The sequence below is a fragment of the Deinococcus sp. YIM 134068 genome, from assembly GCF_036543075.1.
Taxonomy (GTDB): Bacteria; Deinococcota; Deinococci; order Deinococcales; family Deinococcaceae; genus Deinococcus; species Deinococcus lichenicola.
Genome location: NZ_JAZHPF010000012.1, coordinates 52,684 through 68,040, shown reverse-complemented (window position 1 = coordinate 68,040; position 15,357 = coordinate 52,684). Strand labels below are relative to the sequence as shown.

Annotated in this window: 16 protein-coding genes; 12 read left to right on the top strand and 4 right to left on the bottom strand. The window is 71.1% G+C overall.

Features of this window, described 5'->3' with window-relative positions; translation table 11 throughout:
• The first annotated feature begins 73 nt into the window (after nucleotides 1-73).
• From proC to msrA, 4 genes are all read left to right on the top strand, one after another.
• The gene (gene proC, locus V3W47_RS12590) at nucleotides 74-865 is read left to right on the top strand and encodes a pyrroline-5-carboxylate reductase (protein WP_331825569.1); all 792 of its coding nucleotides are present in this window, start codon (nucleotides 74-76) and stop codon (nucleotides 863-865) included.
• Between the two features lie 5 nt (nucleotides 866-870).
• On the top strand, nucleotides 871-2,085 hold the full coding sequence (locus V3W47_RS12585) for an MFS transporter (protein WP_331825568.1): 1,215 nt from the start codon (nucleotides 871-873) through the stop codon (nucleotides 2,083-2,085).
• A gap of 25 nt (nucleotides 2,086-2,110) precedes the next feature.
• Nucleotides 2,111-2,860 (top strand): TSUP family transporter, encoded by a 750-nt coding sequence (locus V3W47_RS12580; protein WP_331825567.1) that lies wholly within the window; start codon nucleotides 2,111-2,113, stop codon nucleotides 2,858-2,860.
• Between the two features lie 124 nt (nucleotides 2,861-2,984).
• Complete coding sequence (gene msrA, locus V3W47_RS12575; RefSeq protein WP_331825566.1) at nucleotides 2,985-3,536, top strand: peptide-methionine (S)-S-oxide reductase MsrA; 552 nt, start codon at nucleotides 2,985-2,987, stop codon at nucleotides 3,534-3,536.
• A gap of 96 nt (nucleotides 3,537-3,632) precedes the next feature.
• On the opposite strand, the gene V3W47_RS12570 is transcribed toward msrA, so the two are convergent.
• Nucleotides 3,633-4,268, bottom strand: a complete 636-nt coding sequence (locus V3W47_RS12570) for an MOSC domain-containing protein (protein ID WP_331825565.1) — start codon at nucleotides 4,266-4,268, stop codon at nucleotides 3,633-3,635.
• 121 nt (nucleotides 4,269-4,389) lie between these two features.
• On the opposite strand from V3W47_RS12570, the gene V3W47_RS12565 reads away from it, so the two are divergent.
• The 5 genes from V3W47_RS12565 to V3W47_RS12545 all read left to right on the top strand — a co-directional run bounded on the left by V3W47_RS12565 (nucleotide 4,390) and on the right by V3W47_RS12545 (nucleotide 8,000).
• Nucleotides 4,390-5,985 (top strand): phospholipase D-like domain-containing protein, encoded by a 1,596-nt coding sequence (locus V3W47_RS12565; protein ID WP_331825564.1) that lies wholly within the window; start codon nucleotides 4,390-4,392, stop codon nucleotides 5,983-5,985.
• A 135-nt stretch (nucleotides 5,986-6,120) separates the two neighbouring features.
• A complete protein-coding gene (locus tag V3W47_RS12560; RefSeq protein ID WP_331825563.1) occupies nucleotides 6,121-6,570 on the top strand; it encodes a hypothetical protein in 450 nt (149 codons plus the stop codon).
• Nucleotides 6,567-6,914: an RNHCP domain-containing protein gene (locus tag V3W47_RS12555; protein ID WP_331825562.1), complete on the top strand. Its 348-nt coding sequence runs from the start codon at nucleotides 6,567-6,569 to the stop codon at nucleotides 6,912-6,914. The genes V3W47_RS12560 and V3W47_RS12555 overlap by 4 nt, the downstream gene beginning before the upstream one ends.
• 304 nt (nucleotides 6,915-7,218) lie before the next feature.
• Nucleotides 7,219-7,611 carry a hypothetical protein gene (locus V3W47_RS12550; protein WP_331825561.1) on the top strand — a complete coding sequence of 131 codons (393 nt, stop codon included), beginning with the start codon at nucleotides 7,219-7,221 and terminating at the stop codon, nucleotides 7,609-7,611.
• Nucleotides 7,608-8,000: an inorganic pyrophosphatase gene (locus V3W47_RS12545; RefSeq protein WP_331825560.1), complete on the top strand. Its 393-nt coding sequence runs from the start codon at nucleotides 7,608-7,610 to the stop codon at nucleotides 7,998-8,000. Before V3W47_RS12550 ends, V3W47_RS12545 begins: the two co-directional genes overlap by 4 nt.
• A gap of 34 nt (nucleotides 8,001-8,034) precedes the next feature.
• Here V3W47_RS12545 and V3W47_RS12540 read toward each other — a convergent pair whose 3' ends face one another.
• From V3W47_RS12540 to V3W47_RS12530, 3 genes are all read right to left on the bottom strand, one after another.
• Nucleotides 8,035-8,955, bottom strand: coding sequence for a hypothetical protein (locus V3W47_RS12540; RefSeq protein ID WP_331825559.1), 921 nt, complete (start codon nucleotides 8,953-8,955; stop codon nucleotides 8,035-8,037).
• 369 nt (nucleotides 8,956-9,324) lie between these two features.
• Nucleotides 9,325-10,011 (bottom strand): response regulator, encoded by a 687-nt coding sequence (locus tag V3W47_RS12535; RefSeq protein ID WP_331825558.1) that lies wholly within the window; start codon nucleotides 10,009-10,011, stop codon nucleotides 9,325-9,327.
• Entirely contained in the window at nucleotides 10,008-11,591 is a 1,584-nt protein-coding gene (locus tag V3W47_RS12530; protein ID WP_331825557.1) for an ATP-binding protein, read from the bottom strand. Before V3W47_RS12530 ends, V3W47_RS12535 begins: the two co-directional genes overlap by 4 nt.
• Before the next feature lie 227 nt (nucleotides 11,592-11,818).
• On the opposite strand from V3W47_RS12530, the gene V3W47_RS12525 reads away from it, so the two are divergent.
• The 3 genes from V3W47_RS12525 to V3W47_RS12515 all read left to right on the top strand — a co-directional run bounded on the left by V3W47_RS12525 (nucleotide 11,819) and on the right by V3W47_RS12515 (nucleotide 15,300).
• Nucleotides 11,819-12,766 (top strand): Bug family tripartite tricarboxylate transporter substrate binding protein, encoded by a 948-nt coding sequence (locus V3W47_RS12525; protein ID WP_331825556.1) that lies wholly within the window; start codon nucleotides 11,819-11,821, stop codon nucleotides 12,764-12,766.
• Between the two features lie 509 nt (nucleotides 12,767-13,275).
• Nucleotides 13,276-13,806 (top strand): tripartite tricarboxylate transporter TctB family protein, encoded by a 531-nt coding sequence (locus V3W47_RS12520; protein ID WP_331825555.1) that lies wholly within the window; start codon nucleotides 13,276-13,278, stop codon nucleotides 13,804-13,806.
• Nucleotides 13,807-15,300: a tripartite tricarboxylate transporter permease gene (locus V3W47_RS12515; protein ID WP_331825554.1), complete on the top strand. Its 1,494-nt coding sequence runs from the start codon at nucleotides 13,807-13,809 to the stop codon at nucleotides 15,298-15,300.
• The last annotated feature ends 57 nt before the right edge of the window (nucleotides 15,301-15,357 follow it).

The following is a 15,357-nucleotide window of genomic DNA, read 5'->3' as shown; positions in this document are numbered from 1 at the left end:
CCTTCCCCAGAACACGAACCACGCGTAGGCAGCTCCCCCCCGACCCCCCGCCGCCCCCTCCTATACTCCCCCCATGAGACTCGCCATCGTCGGCGTCGGCAAACTCGGCCTCGCCCTCCTCGAAGGGGTCACGTCACGCCGGGTCCTGCCCGCCGGGGAGATCGGCCTGCTCGACGCCAACACCACCCGCGCCGCCGACCTCGCCACCCGCACCGGGGCACGCCGCATCACCGCCGCCGACCTCTCCGGGGCCGAACGCATCCTCGTGAGCGTGCAGCCGCGCGTCTTCCCCGAGATCAGCGACTGGCTCGCGCAGGAGAACACCGGGTACATCAGCACGATGGCGGGCGTCAGCACCTCCACCCTCGTGCGGGGGCTGGGCACGCGGCGCGTCGTCCGGGTAATGCCCAACCTCGCCGCCACGATTGGCCGCAGCCAGACGGCGATCACTGCCCCCCGCGAGGCGCAGGACGCCGGGGACCTCGACTTCGCCCGCCAGCTCTTCGGCGCGGTGGGCGACGCCTACGACCTGCCCGAACACCTCTTCAACGCCTTTACGGGGATGAGCGCGTCGGGTCCCGCCTACGCCGCCGTCGTCGCCGAGGCGCTCGCGGACGGCGGCGTGAGGATGGGCCTGCCCCGCCCCCTTGCCAACGAACTCGCCGCCAAGCTGCTCGTCGCCAGCGGTGAACTCCTCCAGCAGCGTGCCCATCCCGGCCAGCTCAAGGATGAGGTTGCCAGCCCCGGCGGGACCACGATTGCGGGGCTGGAGGCGCTGGAGGTGGCGGGCGTGCGCGGGGCGTTCATGCGGGCGGTGGTGGCGGCGACGCGGCGGGGGAGTGAGCTGGGGAAGGATCAGGAGTAGAGCTGTTGAGGGACACGGCGCTCCCGGCGCTCTTCCAGAATCGCCCCTTCGCCGTTCTCTGGGGAGCACAGACCTTCTCGGGGCTGGGGGACGGCATCTTCCGGGTGGCGCAGGTCGCGCTGCTGCTGGAGTTGACGGGATCGGCGGCGGCGCTCAGCGGCCTGCTGCTCGTGGCCGTGGTGCCTGGGATCGGGCTGGCGCTGCTGGGTGGGGCGCTGGCCGACCGCACCGACCGCCGCCGTCTGCTCGTGGCGGCAAACACCGTGCGCGGGCTGCTGATGGCCGCCTTCGCGGGGCTGGCGCTGGCGGACGCGGTGACGCTGTGGCACCTCTACCTGCTGGCCTTCGCGTACGGGGGCGTCAGCGCCCTCTCCAACCCCGCCTTCGACGCGCTGCTGCCCGCCCTCGTGCCCCGCGAGAGTCTGCAACGCGCTCAGGCACTTTTCCTGCTGGGGGATAACGTCGCGGCCATCCTGGGTCCGGCGCTGGGCGGGGTGCTGCTGGTGGCGGTGGGAGCGGGCGGCGCGGTGGCGGTCAACGCGTTGTCCTTCGGCGTCCTTGTCGCGGGATTGCTGAGCCTGCGGGCGGGGGCGGGGGTAGTCGGGGAAACGTCGCCCGCGTCTATCTGGCAGGACATCGGCTCGGGCTTACGCTACGCGCGGGGCCACCCGGCGCTCCTCTCGCTGCTGGGGCTGTTCGCCGTCATCAACTTGAGCGGGGCGACCCTGGCCGTGGCGCTCCCGCTCCTCGTCACGGGGACGCTGAGGCAGCCTGCCGCCGCCTACGGCCTCTACCTCACGGCGATGAACGTGGGCATCCTGGGCGGGGCCGCCCTGATGGGCCGCGTGCGGGTGCGGCGGCGCGGACTGGCGATTCTGGGAAGTCTCCTCACGGCGGGCCTGCTGGGCTACCTGCCGCTGGCGTTGGCCCGTGAGGTCGGGGTGGGCCTCTTCGCCGTCCTCCTCATCGACGGGCTGGCGATGGTCTCCAACGTTCTGTATCCCGCCTGGGTCGGAACCCGAATCCCCGACGCCTACCGTGGCCGCGTGTTCGGCCTGACGAGTCTGGTGTCCTCCAGCCTCGTGCCTGTGGGTTTCGTAGTGGCGGGTGTGGCGGCAAATGCACTGGGGCCGCCGGGGGCGCTGCTCGGGGCCGGGGGGCTACTTGTGGGGGCGGCGCTCCTCGGCTCGCTCGTTCCAGCCCTGCGGCGGATGGAGTAGGTCCGGCTGCGCCATACTCCCCCCCGTGCCTGGTCCCGAAGTCCTCCTCTACGGCCTCCCCCTCGCCTTTCTCGCCGGGTTCATCGACGCCATCGCGGGCGGCGGCGGCACGATCACGCTGCCCACCCTGCTCTTTATGGGGCTGACCCCCGCGCAGGCCGTGGCGACGAACAAGCTGCTCGCCATCTTCGGCTCGGGCAGCGCGACCGTGCAGTACTGGCGCAAGGGGCACGTGGAGCGGGCGCTCGTGGGGCGGCTCATCCCGCTCGCCCTCGTGGGAAGTGCGCTGGGGGCCTTTCTGGTGCGCTTCGTGGACCCCGCCGCCTTCCGCACGCTCGTGGCGGTGGTCATCCTCGGTGTGGGGGCGCTCGTGCTGGCGAACAAACGCTTCGGGCTGGAGGACCGCTATCCCGGCCTGACCGCCCGGACGCTGGCGCTGACGCTGCCGGGCGCGTTCGTGGTCGGCGTGTACGACGGCTTCCTCGGGCCGGGCACGGGCACCTTCCTGATGCTGCTCTTCGCGCTGGCGGGCTTCAACCTCGTGCGGGCGAGCGGCAACGCGCGGACGATCAACTTCGCCACGAACATGGGGGCCTTCCTCTTCTTCCTGCTCGGCGGCCAGATGGTGTGGTGGATCGGCCTGCCGCTCGGCGTGGCGAACGCCGCCGGGGCCTTCGTGGGCGCGCGGATGGCGATGCTGCGCGGCAGCGGCTTCGTGAAGGTGATCTACGCGGTGATCGTGGTGGTGGTGGCGGGGCGGTTGCTGCTGGGGTGAGGGCTTGTGGCACGTGGCTCGTGGCCTGTAGAAAAGGCCCACCCGCAGTTCTCCACACGCCACAAGCCTCTCGAACCGTGCCCCCATCCCCCCGCCCCCGCGCCAGATACGCGAGAATCCGCCCATGACTTCTTCTCAGACCGGGCAGCAACAGGCCATCCTTGCGGGCGGGTGCTTCTGGTGTACCGAGGCCGTGTTCAAGGACATCCGGGGCGTCAGCAAGGTCGAGAGCGGGTACATCGGCGGCCACATGCCCAACCCCGACTACCGCAGCGTGTGTTCGGGCACGACCGGGCACGCCGAGGCGGTGCGCCTGACCTTCGACCCCGCGCAGGTGAGCTTTGGGGGCCTGCTGGGCCTCTTTTTCGCCACGCACGACCCGACCACCCTCAACCGGCAGGGCGCGGACGCGGGCACCCAGTACCGTAGCGCCGTCTTCCCGCTGAATGACGAGCAGGAGCGCGAGACGCGCGAGGTGATCGCCGACCTCACCGCGCAGAACGTCTTCGACCGGCCCATCGTGACGACCATCGAACCCGCCAGCGAGTTCCACGTGGCCGAGGACTACCACCAGGACTACTATGCGCGCAACCCGCGCCAGGGCTACTGCATGGCGGTGATCGCCCCGAAGGTCGCCAAGCTGCGGAAGTATTACGGGGAGCTGCTGCGGGCGTAGGGACAGAGAGACCACGGGTTGACGGGCGGGACGCCACAGGGAGAAAACTCCTCCACGGCGTCCCGCCTTCCTGACTCATCCTCCTGAATGGTGCGCTCAGGCCGTCGCCAGCAGCTTCTCCAATCCCTGCCGGAAGCGGATGGCGAGTGGCGCGGCGAGCAGGCGCTCCAACTCGGCGCGCGGGAGCGTCTTCGCGGACCAGGCGTCAAACACCTCGGCGACGGTAGGTCCTCCCTCTGAGCCGGGTTCGCGCGTCACCCCGTCGCCCTCCCCCACATCTCCTCCCTCCAGCACGCGGGTGTAGAAGCCGGGCCGCCGGGCCTCCCGGAAGCGTTTTACGAAGCCGGGGTCCTCCATCCGGGCACCCAGGGTGGCGCAGGGAATACGCGGTGCCGTGACCTCCAGCAGCACCGGGCCGACCCGGAACCGCTCGCCGATGCGGACGCCCGCCGACTCCAGCCCCCCGACGAGCAGGTTCTCGCCGAAGATGCCGGGGTCCAGAGTGACGCCGAGCGTGCTGTTCCAGAACCCGTAATCCTCGCGGGTGTAGACGTAGACGGCCTGATCGGGGCCACCGTGGTACTTGCGGTTCATCACGTGATCACCGTCCAGTCCCTCCACCGTTACGCGGACGCGACCGGGGACGGGACGCTTGCAGATGCCCGTCACGATGCTCTTCGGCCCGACCTGCGCGGCGGTGGGCTGGCCGACGTGGACGCTCAGGACCCTCACGCGGGCTGCCTGTTCTGGAAAGGCTTGGGGAACATGCCGCAGGCTAGCAGCCCCCGCCGACACCCCCCGACTGTGCTGACCTTCGCCGCCGTGCCCATGAGCTGAACGCTACCCTGCGCGGGTGCGTTCCGCCGTCCCCATGCGCCCCCTCCTCCGGGCGCTCGCCCTCCTGACCCTGCTGGCGGGACCGGGACGGAACGCGGAGGCGGCGGGGCGGGCCGTCTTCCCGGCGGGCTTCGAGGTCGTGCGCGGCTCGCTGCCCCGGCCCGACCTCGCCGCGCTGGACGGCCTCGGCCTGAACACCTGCCCGCCGCCGACCGCCCCCCTCGACCGCCTGCTGTACGAGCGCACGCTCGGGCAGGGCGCGGCCCTGAGCTGTGGCAACCGGGTGGAGGGCCTGCTGCACTTTCCGAACGCCGACCCCGCGTACAGTCCGCAGCCGCACCACACGAGGGGCGCTTTCGAGGAGGTGGAGGCCGAGGTGCGGCGCACGCGGCGCGAACTCCTGATCGCCAACATGCTGTGGGACGACGGGCCGAACGCGCCCGGCGCGGGGCTGGCGCGGGCCATCGCCGACCTGCGCCGCGACCTCGCCACGCACCCGGAGCGGTATCCGGACGGCGTGACGGTGCGCGTCATGCTCGGGAACTCCATCCGCCTCGGCGACCTGCTCGACCCGACCGCGAACGCCCTCCACGCCGCGCGGCATCTGCTGGAGGCGGGCGTGCCGCTGGCGGGCGACTCCCTTCCCGGCTGGCGACTGGAACTCGCCAACTACACGCACGCGCTGCCCCACAGCCATGTCAAGCTCGTCGTGCGCGACGGCGAGGCGGTGCTGGCGGGCGGGTTCAACGTGAGCGGGCACCATCTCCCGGTGGGGGCGGGCGGCTTCGGCCTCGCCGACCTCGGCCTGTGGGTGCGCGGCCCCGTCGCCCGGCACGCGGTCGCCACCTTCCGCGACGCGTGGGCGCTGAGCCGCCCGCTGACGTGCCGTTCCCACCCCACGCCGGGCACGCTGCGGCGCGACTGCACCTTCACTGGGCGAACCGCGCCGTGGCCCCTGCGCTGGGTTTCCCACGCCCCCACCGCCGGGAGTGCCCGCGTGTACGGCCTCTACCGCCGCAACGGGTACACCGACGCCGACGACGCTGTGATCGCCCTCTTCGGCGCGGCACGGACCCGAATAGACGTGATCCAGTCGCAGGTGAGCGGGACGCTGGGCTGTGTGGGCCGCCTCTCCGACCCCGGCGGCTGCCCGCCCGCGTTCCAACTCCCCGTGTGGCGGGCCGCCGTCCGCGCCATCCGGGAACGCGGCGTCACCCTGCGGCTGCTGCTGGACTACGACCCGCTCCTTCAGGCCGAGACCCTCGCCCTGTTGCGCGGGATGGAGGCCGAACTCGCGCCGCTGGGATTGGCCGACCACATTCAGGCCTGCTGGTACGCCCCGGCGGGGGGTCTGCATACCAAAGCCGCCCTCATCGACGGCGCGATGCTCACGGTGGGCAGCCAGAATCTCCACCACTCCGCCTTCGGGTGGCTGGGCCTCGGTGAGTACACCCTCGCCACGAGCGACGCCGGGGCAGTGGCGGAGTACGAGCGCCTGTTCGCCTTCGAGTGGTCGCGGTCACGGCCCGTCCGCGCCCCGTGGTGGCTGCCGGCGGACACGACTCCGCTGCCGCCGCCCCCACGGGTGGAGCCGGGCGACCGGCAGGAGTGAGGGGGCGGGCAGCTTTCAGCCGTCAGCTTTCAGCGATCAGCGGTCAGCCAAAACACGAGGACTCTTCTCCCGCGCCCCGCCTCCCTCGTAACTCCTCCCCCCGTCCCGCCCGCGTCCCTGTGGTGGAATGACCGCGTGAGTTCCCCCCGGCGTGGTCCGCAGTCTTCCCCCTTCAATTCGGCGTTGGCGGAGGCGGGGCGTATTCCCACCCTGGTCGTGCTGGCGGGGCTGTTCATGCTGGCGACGACGCCGTTTCTGGGGCGGCTGGTGCAGGGGCAGACGGACAATCTGGCGCGCAACGTACTGTACGCCGCCGCGACCGCCGTGCTGCTGGGGCAGGTGTGGCGCGGGAGCGTGTGGGCATGGCGGCTGACAGTGGGCTTCAGCATGTTCGCGGGCCTGCTCGTCTTCGTGGTGGGCATGCTGGCGGGCGTGAGCAACTGGCAGGGCTGGCTCGTGAGCCTCGCGGGGCTGGGCTTCCTCGTCCTCGGCATCTGCCTCGTGGCCGTGGAGAGCATCCGCGCCTTTCTGGACGCCCGCTGGATGGCCCGGCACTCCGGAGGGTCGAGGGGGGACCGGGGATGACGGGCGAGCGCCGCTTCACGGTGCGGGGCACGAACAACGCCTTCACCTGCGCCCACTGCGGCGTGGAGGTCCGGCCCCTGTCCAACGGCTCGGTGCGGAACCACTGCCCGGCGTGCCTGCATTCCCTCCACGTGGACATCCAGCCCGGCGACCGCGCCAGCGACTGCCACGGACTCCTCAAACCCATCGGCCTGGATCAGAGCGGGAAGAAGGGCTGGGTCATCCTCTACCGCTGCCAGCGGTGCGGCTTCACGGGAAGGAACCGCGCCGCCCTCGACGACCCCGAGCAGCCCGACGACTGGAACGCACTCGTGGCGCTGAGCGGCCTGCCGCGCGAGGGGTGAGGGAGAGGGTCTTGGTGGAGTTGGAGAGGGTCTTCTGAGGGTGAACGGGCAAGCGGGGCTTGCTTCCCCCCGGTCTCCCCTACGAACGCCTGAAGTGAATTAGAAAATAAGCGTGCCGGGTGTGCTTTTTGCTCCCTCTCCCCTTGCGGGAGAGGGCTGGGGAGAGGGGTGACGAGCGACGCTCGTCTTCTTGCCGGACGACGAAAACGCCTTCAATGCTCAACCCGCGATTCACATCAGGCATCGCAAGGGGGGAGGAGCAACACACCTCCTCCCCCTCACCCCCGCCGCCTACACTCCCTCCATGCTTCGCCCCTCTCCCCTTCCCGCCCGGCTGCTGCTGCTGGCGTGCTTGCTTACGCCCGCGCTGTCGGGGTGCCGCTACGCCTTCGTCCCGCTCGTACCCGCGCCCGTCGAGCCGGAGTTCCCCACGCGGGTGACGACCGCGACGCTGGAGCGCGACGGCGATACCCTCGTTCTGCGGGCGCGGGTGGACGGGCGCTTCTCGCCGGGCTACCTCAGCGTGGCGTGGTTCGACGGGGCGCGCGAACTGGGCCGCGACAGCGTGTACCTCGACGCGGCGCAGCGGGAGGCGGTCTTCCGGCTGGACGCCCCCGACTCCGGCGCTTTCCGCGCGGTCATCACCTTCGGGGGCAACGTGCTGCGGCAGGTCGAGCTGTATGAGGTGCAGCCTTGACCGTGGGTGCGGTCGTCGGCGTGGTCGAGTGGACGCGCGGGGAGGTGGACCGCTTCGTATGGCGCGATGGGGAAGTCGTGCCCCTCCGACGAGAAGCCCGGCCCGCCCCCGTCAATTACGGCTGCCTGCCGGGCACCCTCAATCCCGCCGACGGCGCGGAGGTGGACGCCGTGTGGCTGGGCGGGGCGCGGCCCGTGGGCGAGCGCGTGACCGCCACCCCCTCCGGCCTGCTCTGGCTCGCGGACGGCGATCACAAGGTCGTCTTCGGGAAGTTGGAGGAGGGGGCGGCGTTGCTCGCGTGGTTCCCTCCCGAACGCGGTGCCCACCTCCTCGGCCCGCAGGACGCGGCGGCGTGGCTGGCGTCCCTGCCCTCCCAGGTCCTTGCCTGACTGCTGAAAGCTGACGGCTGACCGCTCCCAACGCTCAATTCAACGTCGGCACCCCCGCATCCGTCCGCTTCCAGTCCTGCGCGATGCGAACGGTGCGGCCCGCCGCCCACGCGAGCGCGTCGCTGTTCGGGTACGAGACAGCGCTGTGGTCCTCGCGGCCAGAAACGAAGACCTCAATGCCGCGCGTGCCCCCGTCGGGCCGGGCATTGCGTGTGGGGTCGAAGAGGTAGTTCAGCAGATAGCCGCCGCTGTCGCTGACGCGGGCGGGGAGGCGCTTGCTCAGGACCTCTAGGTTGCGGGCCACGTTCGGCCACACCACGTCCTTGTTCCGCACGGCGCGGCCCCCCGCGCGCACGAGGTCGCAGGCGGTCAGGACGGAGGGGGTCCCGTCCGGCGCGTCCCGCAACGCCGCCCCGTGATCCGAGCGCCACGCCGCGCAGATGCCGTCGAGGTCGATCTGGAGGGCAAAGGCCACGTCCGGGTTCGCGCGGGCGAGGTGGTGCAGCCACGCCACCCCCTGCGAGTGCCCCAGCAGCACGAGGCGGGGCGGGCGCGGTCCGGCGAGCCACGTCCGGCGCATCCGCGCGAAGTCCGCCCGCAGGGCCGCGTAGCCGCGCTGCTCGGCCCGCGCCTGCCGGGAGGTCACGGTCTCCGCCGCGTTCGAGGCGTACCCGGCGACCTGCACCCGGTAGCCCACCCCCGCGATGGCGTCCGCGAGCAGGTCCACCGTCCCGCGCGACGACAGATAATCCCAGTTGTCGCGCGGCGGCAGACACGGCGGCCCACACCGCCCCGACACGCTCAGGATCACCACGTCGGGCGCGGGGCCGCTCAGGTCGAGGGCGGGCGCGCGGGCCGCCCTCACCGTGATCGGCGCGCAGCCGACCAGCCCCAACGTCAGGGAGGCCAGCGTCAGCGCGAGCAAAACGGCGGGGAGGCGGGGCGGGGCGCGCATCGGGGCACAGTGTAGGCAACAGGTCAGGAGCGACGGTGGGCGAGGAAGCAGTTCGTCTAGCGGGGGAAGCCGGTGGGATGACAGGGTGGTTTTTTGGTCGGCTCGGCCTGTTCACCCCCTCTCCTCCTTCGCAGCTCTCCGAATCCCGGCCTCCCGCTCAAGAACGCCTGATGTGAATCACAGGCTGGGCAGGCGGTGTGTTTTCATCCTCGAGCAGAAGGACGAGCGGTGCTCGTCACCCCCCTCCCCGACCCTCCCCCACAAGGAGGGAGGGAGCAAAGAGCAAGAGCATTAGTCAAGCGACGCCGTGTTTTTTCTCCCTCTCCCCCCGTGGGAGAGGGCCGGGGTGAGGGGGCGACGTGACGACCCTCACGCCCGATCTCCCCCCTCACCCTCCCGCGCCCGGTACAACTTGGCGGGCCGCCCCGCCAGCCCGTACTGATGGTCGAGCGTGGCGCGGCCCACCCGCACGAGATGTTCGAGGTAGCGCCAGGCGGTGACGCGGGAGAGGTGCGTCCGGTCGCCGACCTCCTCGGCGCTCAGGGCACCCCCGGCCCCGGCGAGGACCTGCGCCACCCGCTCCAGCGTGTGTGGGTCGATGCCGCGCGGCAACGGCTCCGGCGATCCCGACCCCACCCCCAGCAGGCGGTCGAGGTGTGTCTGGTCGAGGGTGCCCCGCGCGGTGCGGCGGGCGCGGTGCCGGGCGATCACTTCGGCGAGACGCGCGCCCGTGAACGGCTTGATGAGGTAGTCGAAGGCCCCCTGCGCCAGCGCGGCCTTGACGCTCGCCTCGTCGTCGGCGGCGGTGATGAGGGCCACGTCGGTCGTGCGGCCCCCGGCCCGCCAGTGGCGCAGCAGCCCCAGCCCGTTCCCGTCGGGCAGATGCACGTCGAGCAGGATCAGGTCGGGGGCGAGCGCGTGGGCCAGCGCGTCCGCCTGCGCGAGTGTGGCCGCGCTGCCGACCACATGCACGTCGGGGTCCCGCTCCAGCAGGTCGCGGTTCACCCGCGCCACCCGCAGGTCGTCCTCCACGAGAAGGACCCGCACCCGCGTCACGCGCGCTCCAGTGGGGCGACAGCTTGAACCGGAGTGGGCAGGTTCACCTGAAAGACCGTCTGCCCGCCCCGGCGGGTGAAGCGAATATTCCCGCCGAGCGCCCCCACCCGCGCGGCCACGCCCGCCAGCCCGTAGCCGCGCCCCTCGCCCTTGCTGCTCGCCCCGCGCGTGAAAAGCCGGGCGGCGACCTCCTCGGAGACGCCGGGGCCGTCGTCGCGGACCTCGATCTGCGCGCCCTCGGGGTCCTCGCCGATGAGGACGGTCACGGTGCCCGCGCGCCCGGCGAGCGCCTCGAAGGCGTTCTCGGTCAGGTTGCCCACGGCGGTCACGAGGGTATCGGCGTGCCGCTCCCAGACGGGCGAGAGTTCGCTGTCCTCGGCGACGTGGAACCCCAAGCCGAGTTCCTGCGCCCGCTCCCGCTTCCCGGCGAGGAGGGCGACCAGCCGGGGCACCTGCACGTCGCGGAGGAGTTGCCGAAACTGGGCGTCCGCCTCGATCTCGGCGTTCAGCACGCGCAGCGCCTCCTGCGGCCTGCCGAGTTGGAGCAGGCCCGACAGGACGTGCAGGCGGTTCTGGTACTCGTGCGTCTGGGCACGCAGCACGTCCACGAAGCCGCGCGCATGGGTCAGCTCGTCGGCGAGGGCGAGCGCCTCCGCCCGGTCGCGGAAGGACGCGACGAAGCCGCCCCCCTCCAGCGGCTCCACGTTCACGAGGACGGGCTGGCCGCGCAGGGTGAGTTCCACGTTCTGCTGGCGTACCACGGGCCGGGCGGCGAGTTCGGGCCACACGGGGGCGAGACGGCAGGGGACGGACGTGCCCGGTCCCAGCGCCTCCGCCGCCCGGTCGCTGGCGAGGGTGACGATTCCGCCCGCGTCCACCGCGATCACGCCCTCCCGCAGCGCGGCGAGAACTGCCCGGTGCTGCCCGACGAGCGCCGCGATCTGCTCGGGTTCGAGGTTGAGGATGGAGGCCCGCAGCCGCCGCGCCGTCCACACCGCGCCCACCGTCCCCAGCCCCAGCGCGAGCAGGAACCACGGGGCGAGGCTGAGCAGGGCCTCCCGCACGAGGGACCACACCTGCGGCATCAGGTAGCCCGTGCTCACCACGCCGACGACCCGCCCGCCGCCCACGCCGCCCGCCCACACGGGCACCTTGCCGCGCACGCTTACGCCGAGGCTGCCGCGCGCCACGCTCACGACCTCGCGGCCCGCGAAGGGTTCCACGTTGTCGCCGCCCTCCATCGGCTGCCCCAGCCGCTCGGGGACCGGGTGCGCCAGCCGCAGCCCCCGGCGGTCCCCCACCACGATGAAGTCGGCCCCCGCCCCGTCCCGCAGGGCGTTGACCTGAATGTTCAGCGCCGGATTCTGCGCCCCCGCCTCCGTCCCGCGCACCACCACGGGCAGCCGGGCCACGAGGCGGCTCGTCGTGAGCGCCCGCTCCCCCAGCCGTTCGCGCGCCTGCCCGTACAGATAGGCGGTCTGGACGCCCACGAGCAGCGCCGTCATCCCGCACAGCACGAGCAGATGCAGCCGCACGAGACGGCCCTGCAAGCCCAGGGGGGCGCGTGAAGAACGTGGCATGTCGCTTCCCGGATTCTAGGGTCTCGCCGGGGGCTGGAAGCTGGAAGCTGACCGCTGGCCGCCCTCTTCCGTTCATTGCGTTCACGCTGTAAATAACGCGCCCACAAATCTGCGCCCACACGGCAAAAAATGGCTTGCGCCCCCTCCATCTTTACGCTAGGCTAAGCGAGCTATCACAGATCAAGCCGCGTGCCCTCCCACCGGGCACGTACTCTCCCGGAGGAACTATGTACAAAGCCCTGTCCCTCGCCGTGCTGACGGCCCTCGCCCCCCTCGCCGCCGCCCAGAGCGTCAACAACCTCCGCATCATGGCCCCCGCCAGCCCCGGCGGCGGGTGGGACCAGACCTCGCGCGCCATCCAGACGGTGCTGCAAAACGAGGGCCTCGCCCGGCCCGTGCAGGTGTTCAACGTGCCCGGCGCGGGCGGCACCATCGGCCTCGCACAGCTCTACAACTCGAAGGGTGACGGCAGCCTTCTGATGACGATGGGCCTCGTGATGGTAGGCGCTATCCAGACCAACTCCAGCAAGGTGGACCTCAGCCGCGTGACCCCCATCGCCCGCCTGACGGGGGAGTACGAGGTCGTGGTCGTGCCCGCCGCCAGCCCCTACAAGACGATGAAGGACCTCGCCGCCGCGTGGAAGACCAACCCCGGCTCGGTCGCCTTCGCGGGCGGCAGCGCGGGCGGCACCGACCATATGCTTGTCGGGCTGCTCGCCCAGGCGGCGGGCGTCGATCCCAAGCGGATGAACTACGTCCCCTTCAGCGGCGGCGGGGAGACGCTGGCGGCGGTCCTCGGCAATCAGGTCGCGGCGGGCGTGGCCGGGTACGGCGAGTTCGAGGCGCAGATCAAGGCGGGCCGTCTGCGCGCCATCGGCATCAGCGCGCCGAAGCGTCAGGCGGGCATCCCGGTGCCGACCCTGAGGGAGCAGGGCTACAACGTGGACCTCTCCAACTGGCGCGGCATCGTGGCCCCTCCCGGCATCAGCGCGCAGGAAAAGGCCGCCCTCGTCGCCGCGATGGACAAGCTGCACGCCTCGAAGGCGTGGAAGGACACCCTCGCCGAGCGCAAGTGGACCGACCTGTACCTCAGCGGCAGCAAGTTCGACGTGTACCTCAAGCTGGAGGCCAACCGCACGAAGAACGTCCTGCGGGACATCGGCCTGGTGAAGTAAGCGGGTGCAGTGGACCCAGGGCGGGGCGGCGGGCAGGTTAGCCGCCCCGCCCCTCTTTGGGTGCCGGCTGGAGGTAAAGGACTCGTTTTCTGGAAGGTTCGGCCCGTTCACTCCCTCAACCTCCCCCCTTAAAACGCCTGATGTGAACTTGCAGATTGGGGAGAGGCAGTGTTTTTGTCGTCCAGCAGAAGGACGAGCGGTGCTCGTCACCCCCCTCCCCGGCCCTCCCCCACAAGGAGGGAGGGAGAACAGAGCACGTTCAGGACGCTCTTTTTTACACGTCAAGCGTTCCAGTGGGAGGAGCTAAAAGAGCTGTGGCCTGAGCTTTGTTCCTCCCTCTCCCCTCGTGGGTGACTCGAAGAGCTGGCGAAGCAGAGGGCCGGGGTGAGGGGGCGACGTGACGACCCCACCGCCCACCTCCCCACCCGGAGCCAACCCCACCCCTTAGCCTTACGATGTCCCCGTTCACCCCCAGGTCCCCACGTCCCCTTCCCGCGAGGAGTTCTCTCATGCAAGACGCCCCCCCCTCCCCCTCCCCGGACGCGCCCACGTCCACGCGGCGCGGCGTCAGCGTGCCCGATCTGCTCGTCGCGCTGGGCGTGACGGCGCTCGGCGTGGCGCTGCTCGTCGGCAGCCTCCAGATTCCCTTCGGCATCAACGCGGTCGTCGGCCCCCGTGTCTTCCCCCTGATCGTGAGCGTCGGTATGACCGTGCTAGGTGCCCTGCTCACCGTGAACGCCCTGCGGGGCGAGCGGGCCGAACCCGCCGTCGAGGAGGACATCGACCCGACCATCCCCGCCCACCCCGGCTCCGCGCTCCTCATCCTGGGCGGCTTCCTGCTCGGCGCGGTGCTGCTGCCGTCGCTGGGTTTCGTGCTGGGCACCTCGATCATGTACTTCAGCGTGGCGTATGCGTTCGGCGAGCGCCGCCTGCTGTTGATCCTGGGCGTGGCGCTCGCTCTGTCGCTCGTCACGTACCTCCTCTTCACGCGGGGGCTGGGGCTGGCGCTGCCCGCCGGGGTCTTCCGGGGAGTGCTGTAGATGGAGGCCCTGACCGCCCTGTTCGCGGGCTTCGAGACGGCCCTCACCCCCATCAACCTGCTGTGGGCGCTCGTCGGCGTGACGCTCGGCACCCTCGTCGGCGTGCTGCCCGGCATCGGCCCGGCGCTCACGGTCGCGCTGCTCTTGCCGGTGACTAATCAGTTGGAACCCGTCAGCGCCTTCATCATGTTCGCGGGCATCTACTACGGGGGGATGTTCGGCGGCTCGACCACCTCCATCCTGCTGAACACGCCCGGTGAGTCGAGTTCGATCATCACCGCGCTGGAGGGGAACAAGATGGCCCGCCGGGGCCGGGGGGCCGCCGCGCTCGCCACCGCCGCCATCGGGTCCTTTGTGGCGGGGACCATCGGGACGATGCTGCTGACCTTCGCCGCGCCCGCCATCGCGGATGTCGCCGTGCAGATTTCGGCGGGTGCCAAGTTCGCCCTCATCCTCCTCGCCTTCGTCACCGTAAGCGCGACCTTCGGCGGGAGTCCCCTGCGCGGGCTGACGAGCCTCGCCCTCGGTCTCGCCGTCGGTCTGATCGGCACCGACCTCCAGAGTGGGCAGGCACGCTTCACGTTGGGTCGCCCGGAGTTGCTGGACGGCATCGAGTTCGTGACGGTGGTCATCGGCCTGTTCGCCATCGGGGAGACGCTGTACGTGGCGAGCCGGTTGCGGCAGGGCAAACCCAGCGTGATCCGGCTCTCGGAGGGTGCCCACATGAACCGCGAGGACTGGCGGCGCAGTTGGAAACCGTGGCTGCGCGGCACGGCGCTGGGCTTCCCCTTCGGCGCGGTCCCGGCGGGCGGCGCGGAGATTCCCACCTTCCTGAGCTACACGCTCGAAAAACGGCTCACCAAGCACCCGGAGGAGTTCGGTAAGGGGGCCATCGAGGGCGTCGCCGGGCCGGAAGCGGCGAACAACGCCTCCGCCGCCGGGGTCCTCGTCCCGCTCCTCACCCTCGGCCTCCCGACGAGCGCGACCGCCGCCATCCTGCTCGCCGCCTTCCAGGGGTACGGGCTGCAACCGGGGCCGCTGCTCTTCGTCACGAACACCGAACTCGTATGGGGATTGATCGCCTCGCTCTACATCGGGAACGTGATGCTGCTGGCGCTGAACCTGCCCCTCGCACCGGTGTGGGCACGGCTGCTGCTGATCCCCCGCCCGTTCCTGTACGCGGCCATCCTCGTCTTTTCCACGGTTGGCGTGTACTCGCTGAACAACAGTGTGTTCGACCTGATCATGCTCGCCATCTTCGGCGTGATCGGGTACGGGATGCGTCGCTTCGACTTCCCGGTGACGCCCGCGATCATCGGCACGATCCTGGGGCCAACGGCGGAGTCGCAGTTCCGCACCGCCCTCCAGCAGAGCAACGGCGACTTCAGCATCTTCGCCCGGCAGCCGCTGACGGCCTTCATCATGATTATCGTGGCGCTGGCCCTCATCGTGCCGCAGGTGATCAGGATGCGGGCGGCGCGGCGGGGGGGTTGAGGGGGCGGTCAGCCTTCAGCTTTCAGCCGTCAGCCGTCAGCCGTCAGCGAAAGACAA

Coding starts and splice junctions, on each gene's coding strand:
- V3W47_RS12530 (WP_331825557.1), bottom strand. CDS start 11,591: ATGCCACGTTCTTCACGCGCCCCCCTGGGCTTGCAGGGCCGTCTCGTG.
- proC (WP_331825569.1), top strand. CDS start 74: ATGAGACTCGCCATCGTCGGCGTCGGCAAACTCGGCCTCGCCCTCCTC.
- V3W47_RS12555 (WP_331825562.1), top strand. CDS start 6,567: ATGACGGGCGAGCGCCGCTTCACGGTGCGGGGCACGAACAACGCCTTC.
- V3W47_RS12540 (WP_331825559.1), bottom strand. CDS start 8,955: ATGCGCGCCCCGCCCCGCCTCCCCGCCGTTTTGCTCGCGCTGACGCTG.
- V3W47_RS12525 (WP_331825556.1), top strand. CDS start 11,819: ATGTACAAAGCCCTGTCCCTCGCCGTGCTGACGGCCCTCGCCCCCCTC.
- msrA (WP_331825566.1), top strand. CDS start 2,985: ATGACTTCTTCTCAGACCGGGCAGCAACAGGCCATCCTTGCGGGCGGG.
- V3W47_RS12515 (WP_331825554.1), top strand. CDS start 13,807: ATGGAGGCCCTGACCGCCCTGTTCGCGGGCTTCGAGACGGCCCTCACC.
- V3W47_RS12520 (WP_331825555.1), top strand. CDS start 13,276: ATGCAAGACGCCCCCCCCTCCCCCTCCCCGGACGCGCCCACGTCCACG.
- V3W47_RS12550 (WP_331825561.1), top strand. CDS start 7,219: ATGCTTCGCCCCTCTCCCCTTCCCGCCCGGCTGCTGCTGCTGGCGTGC.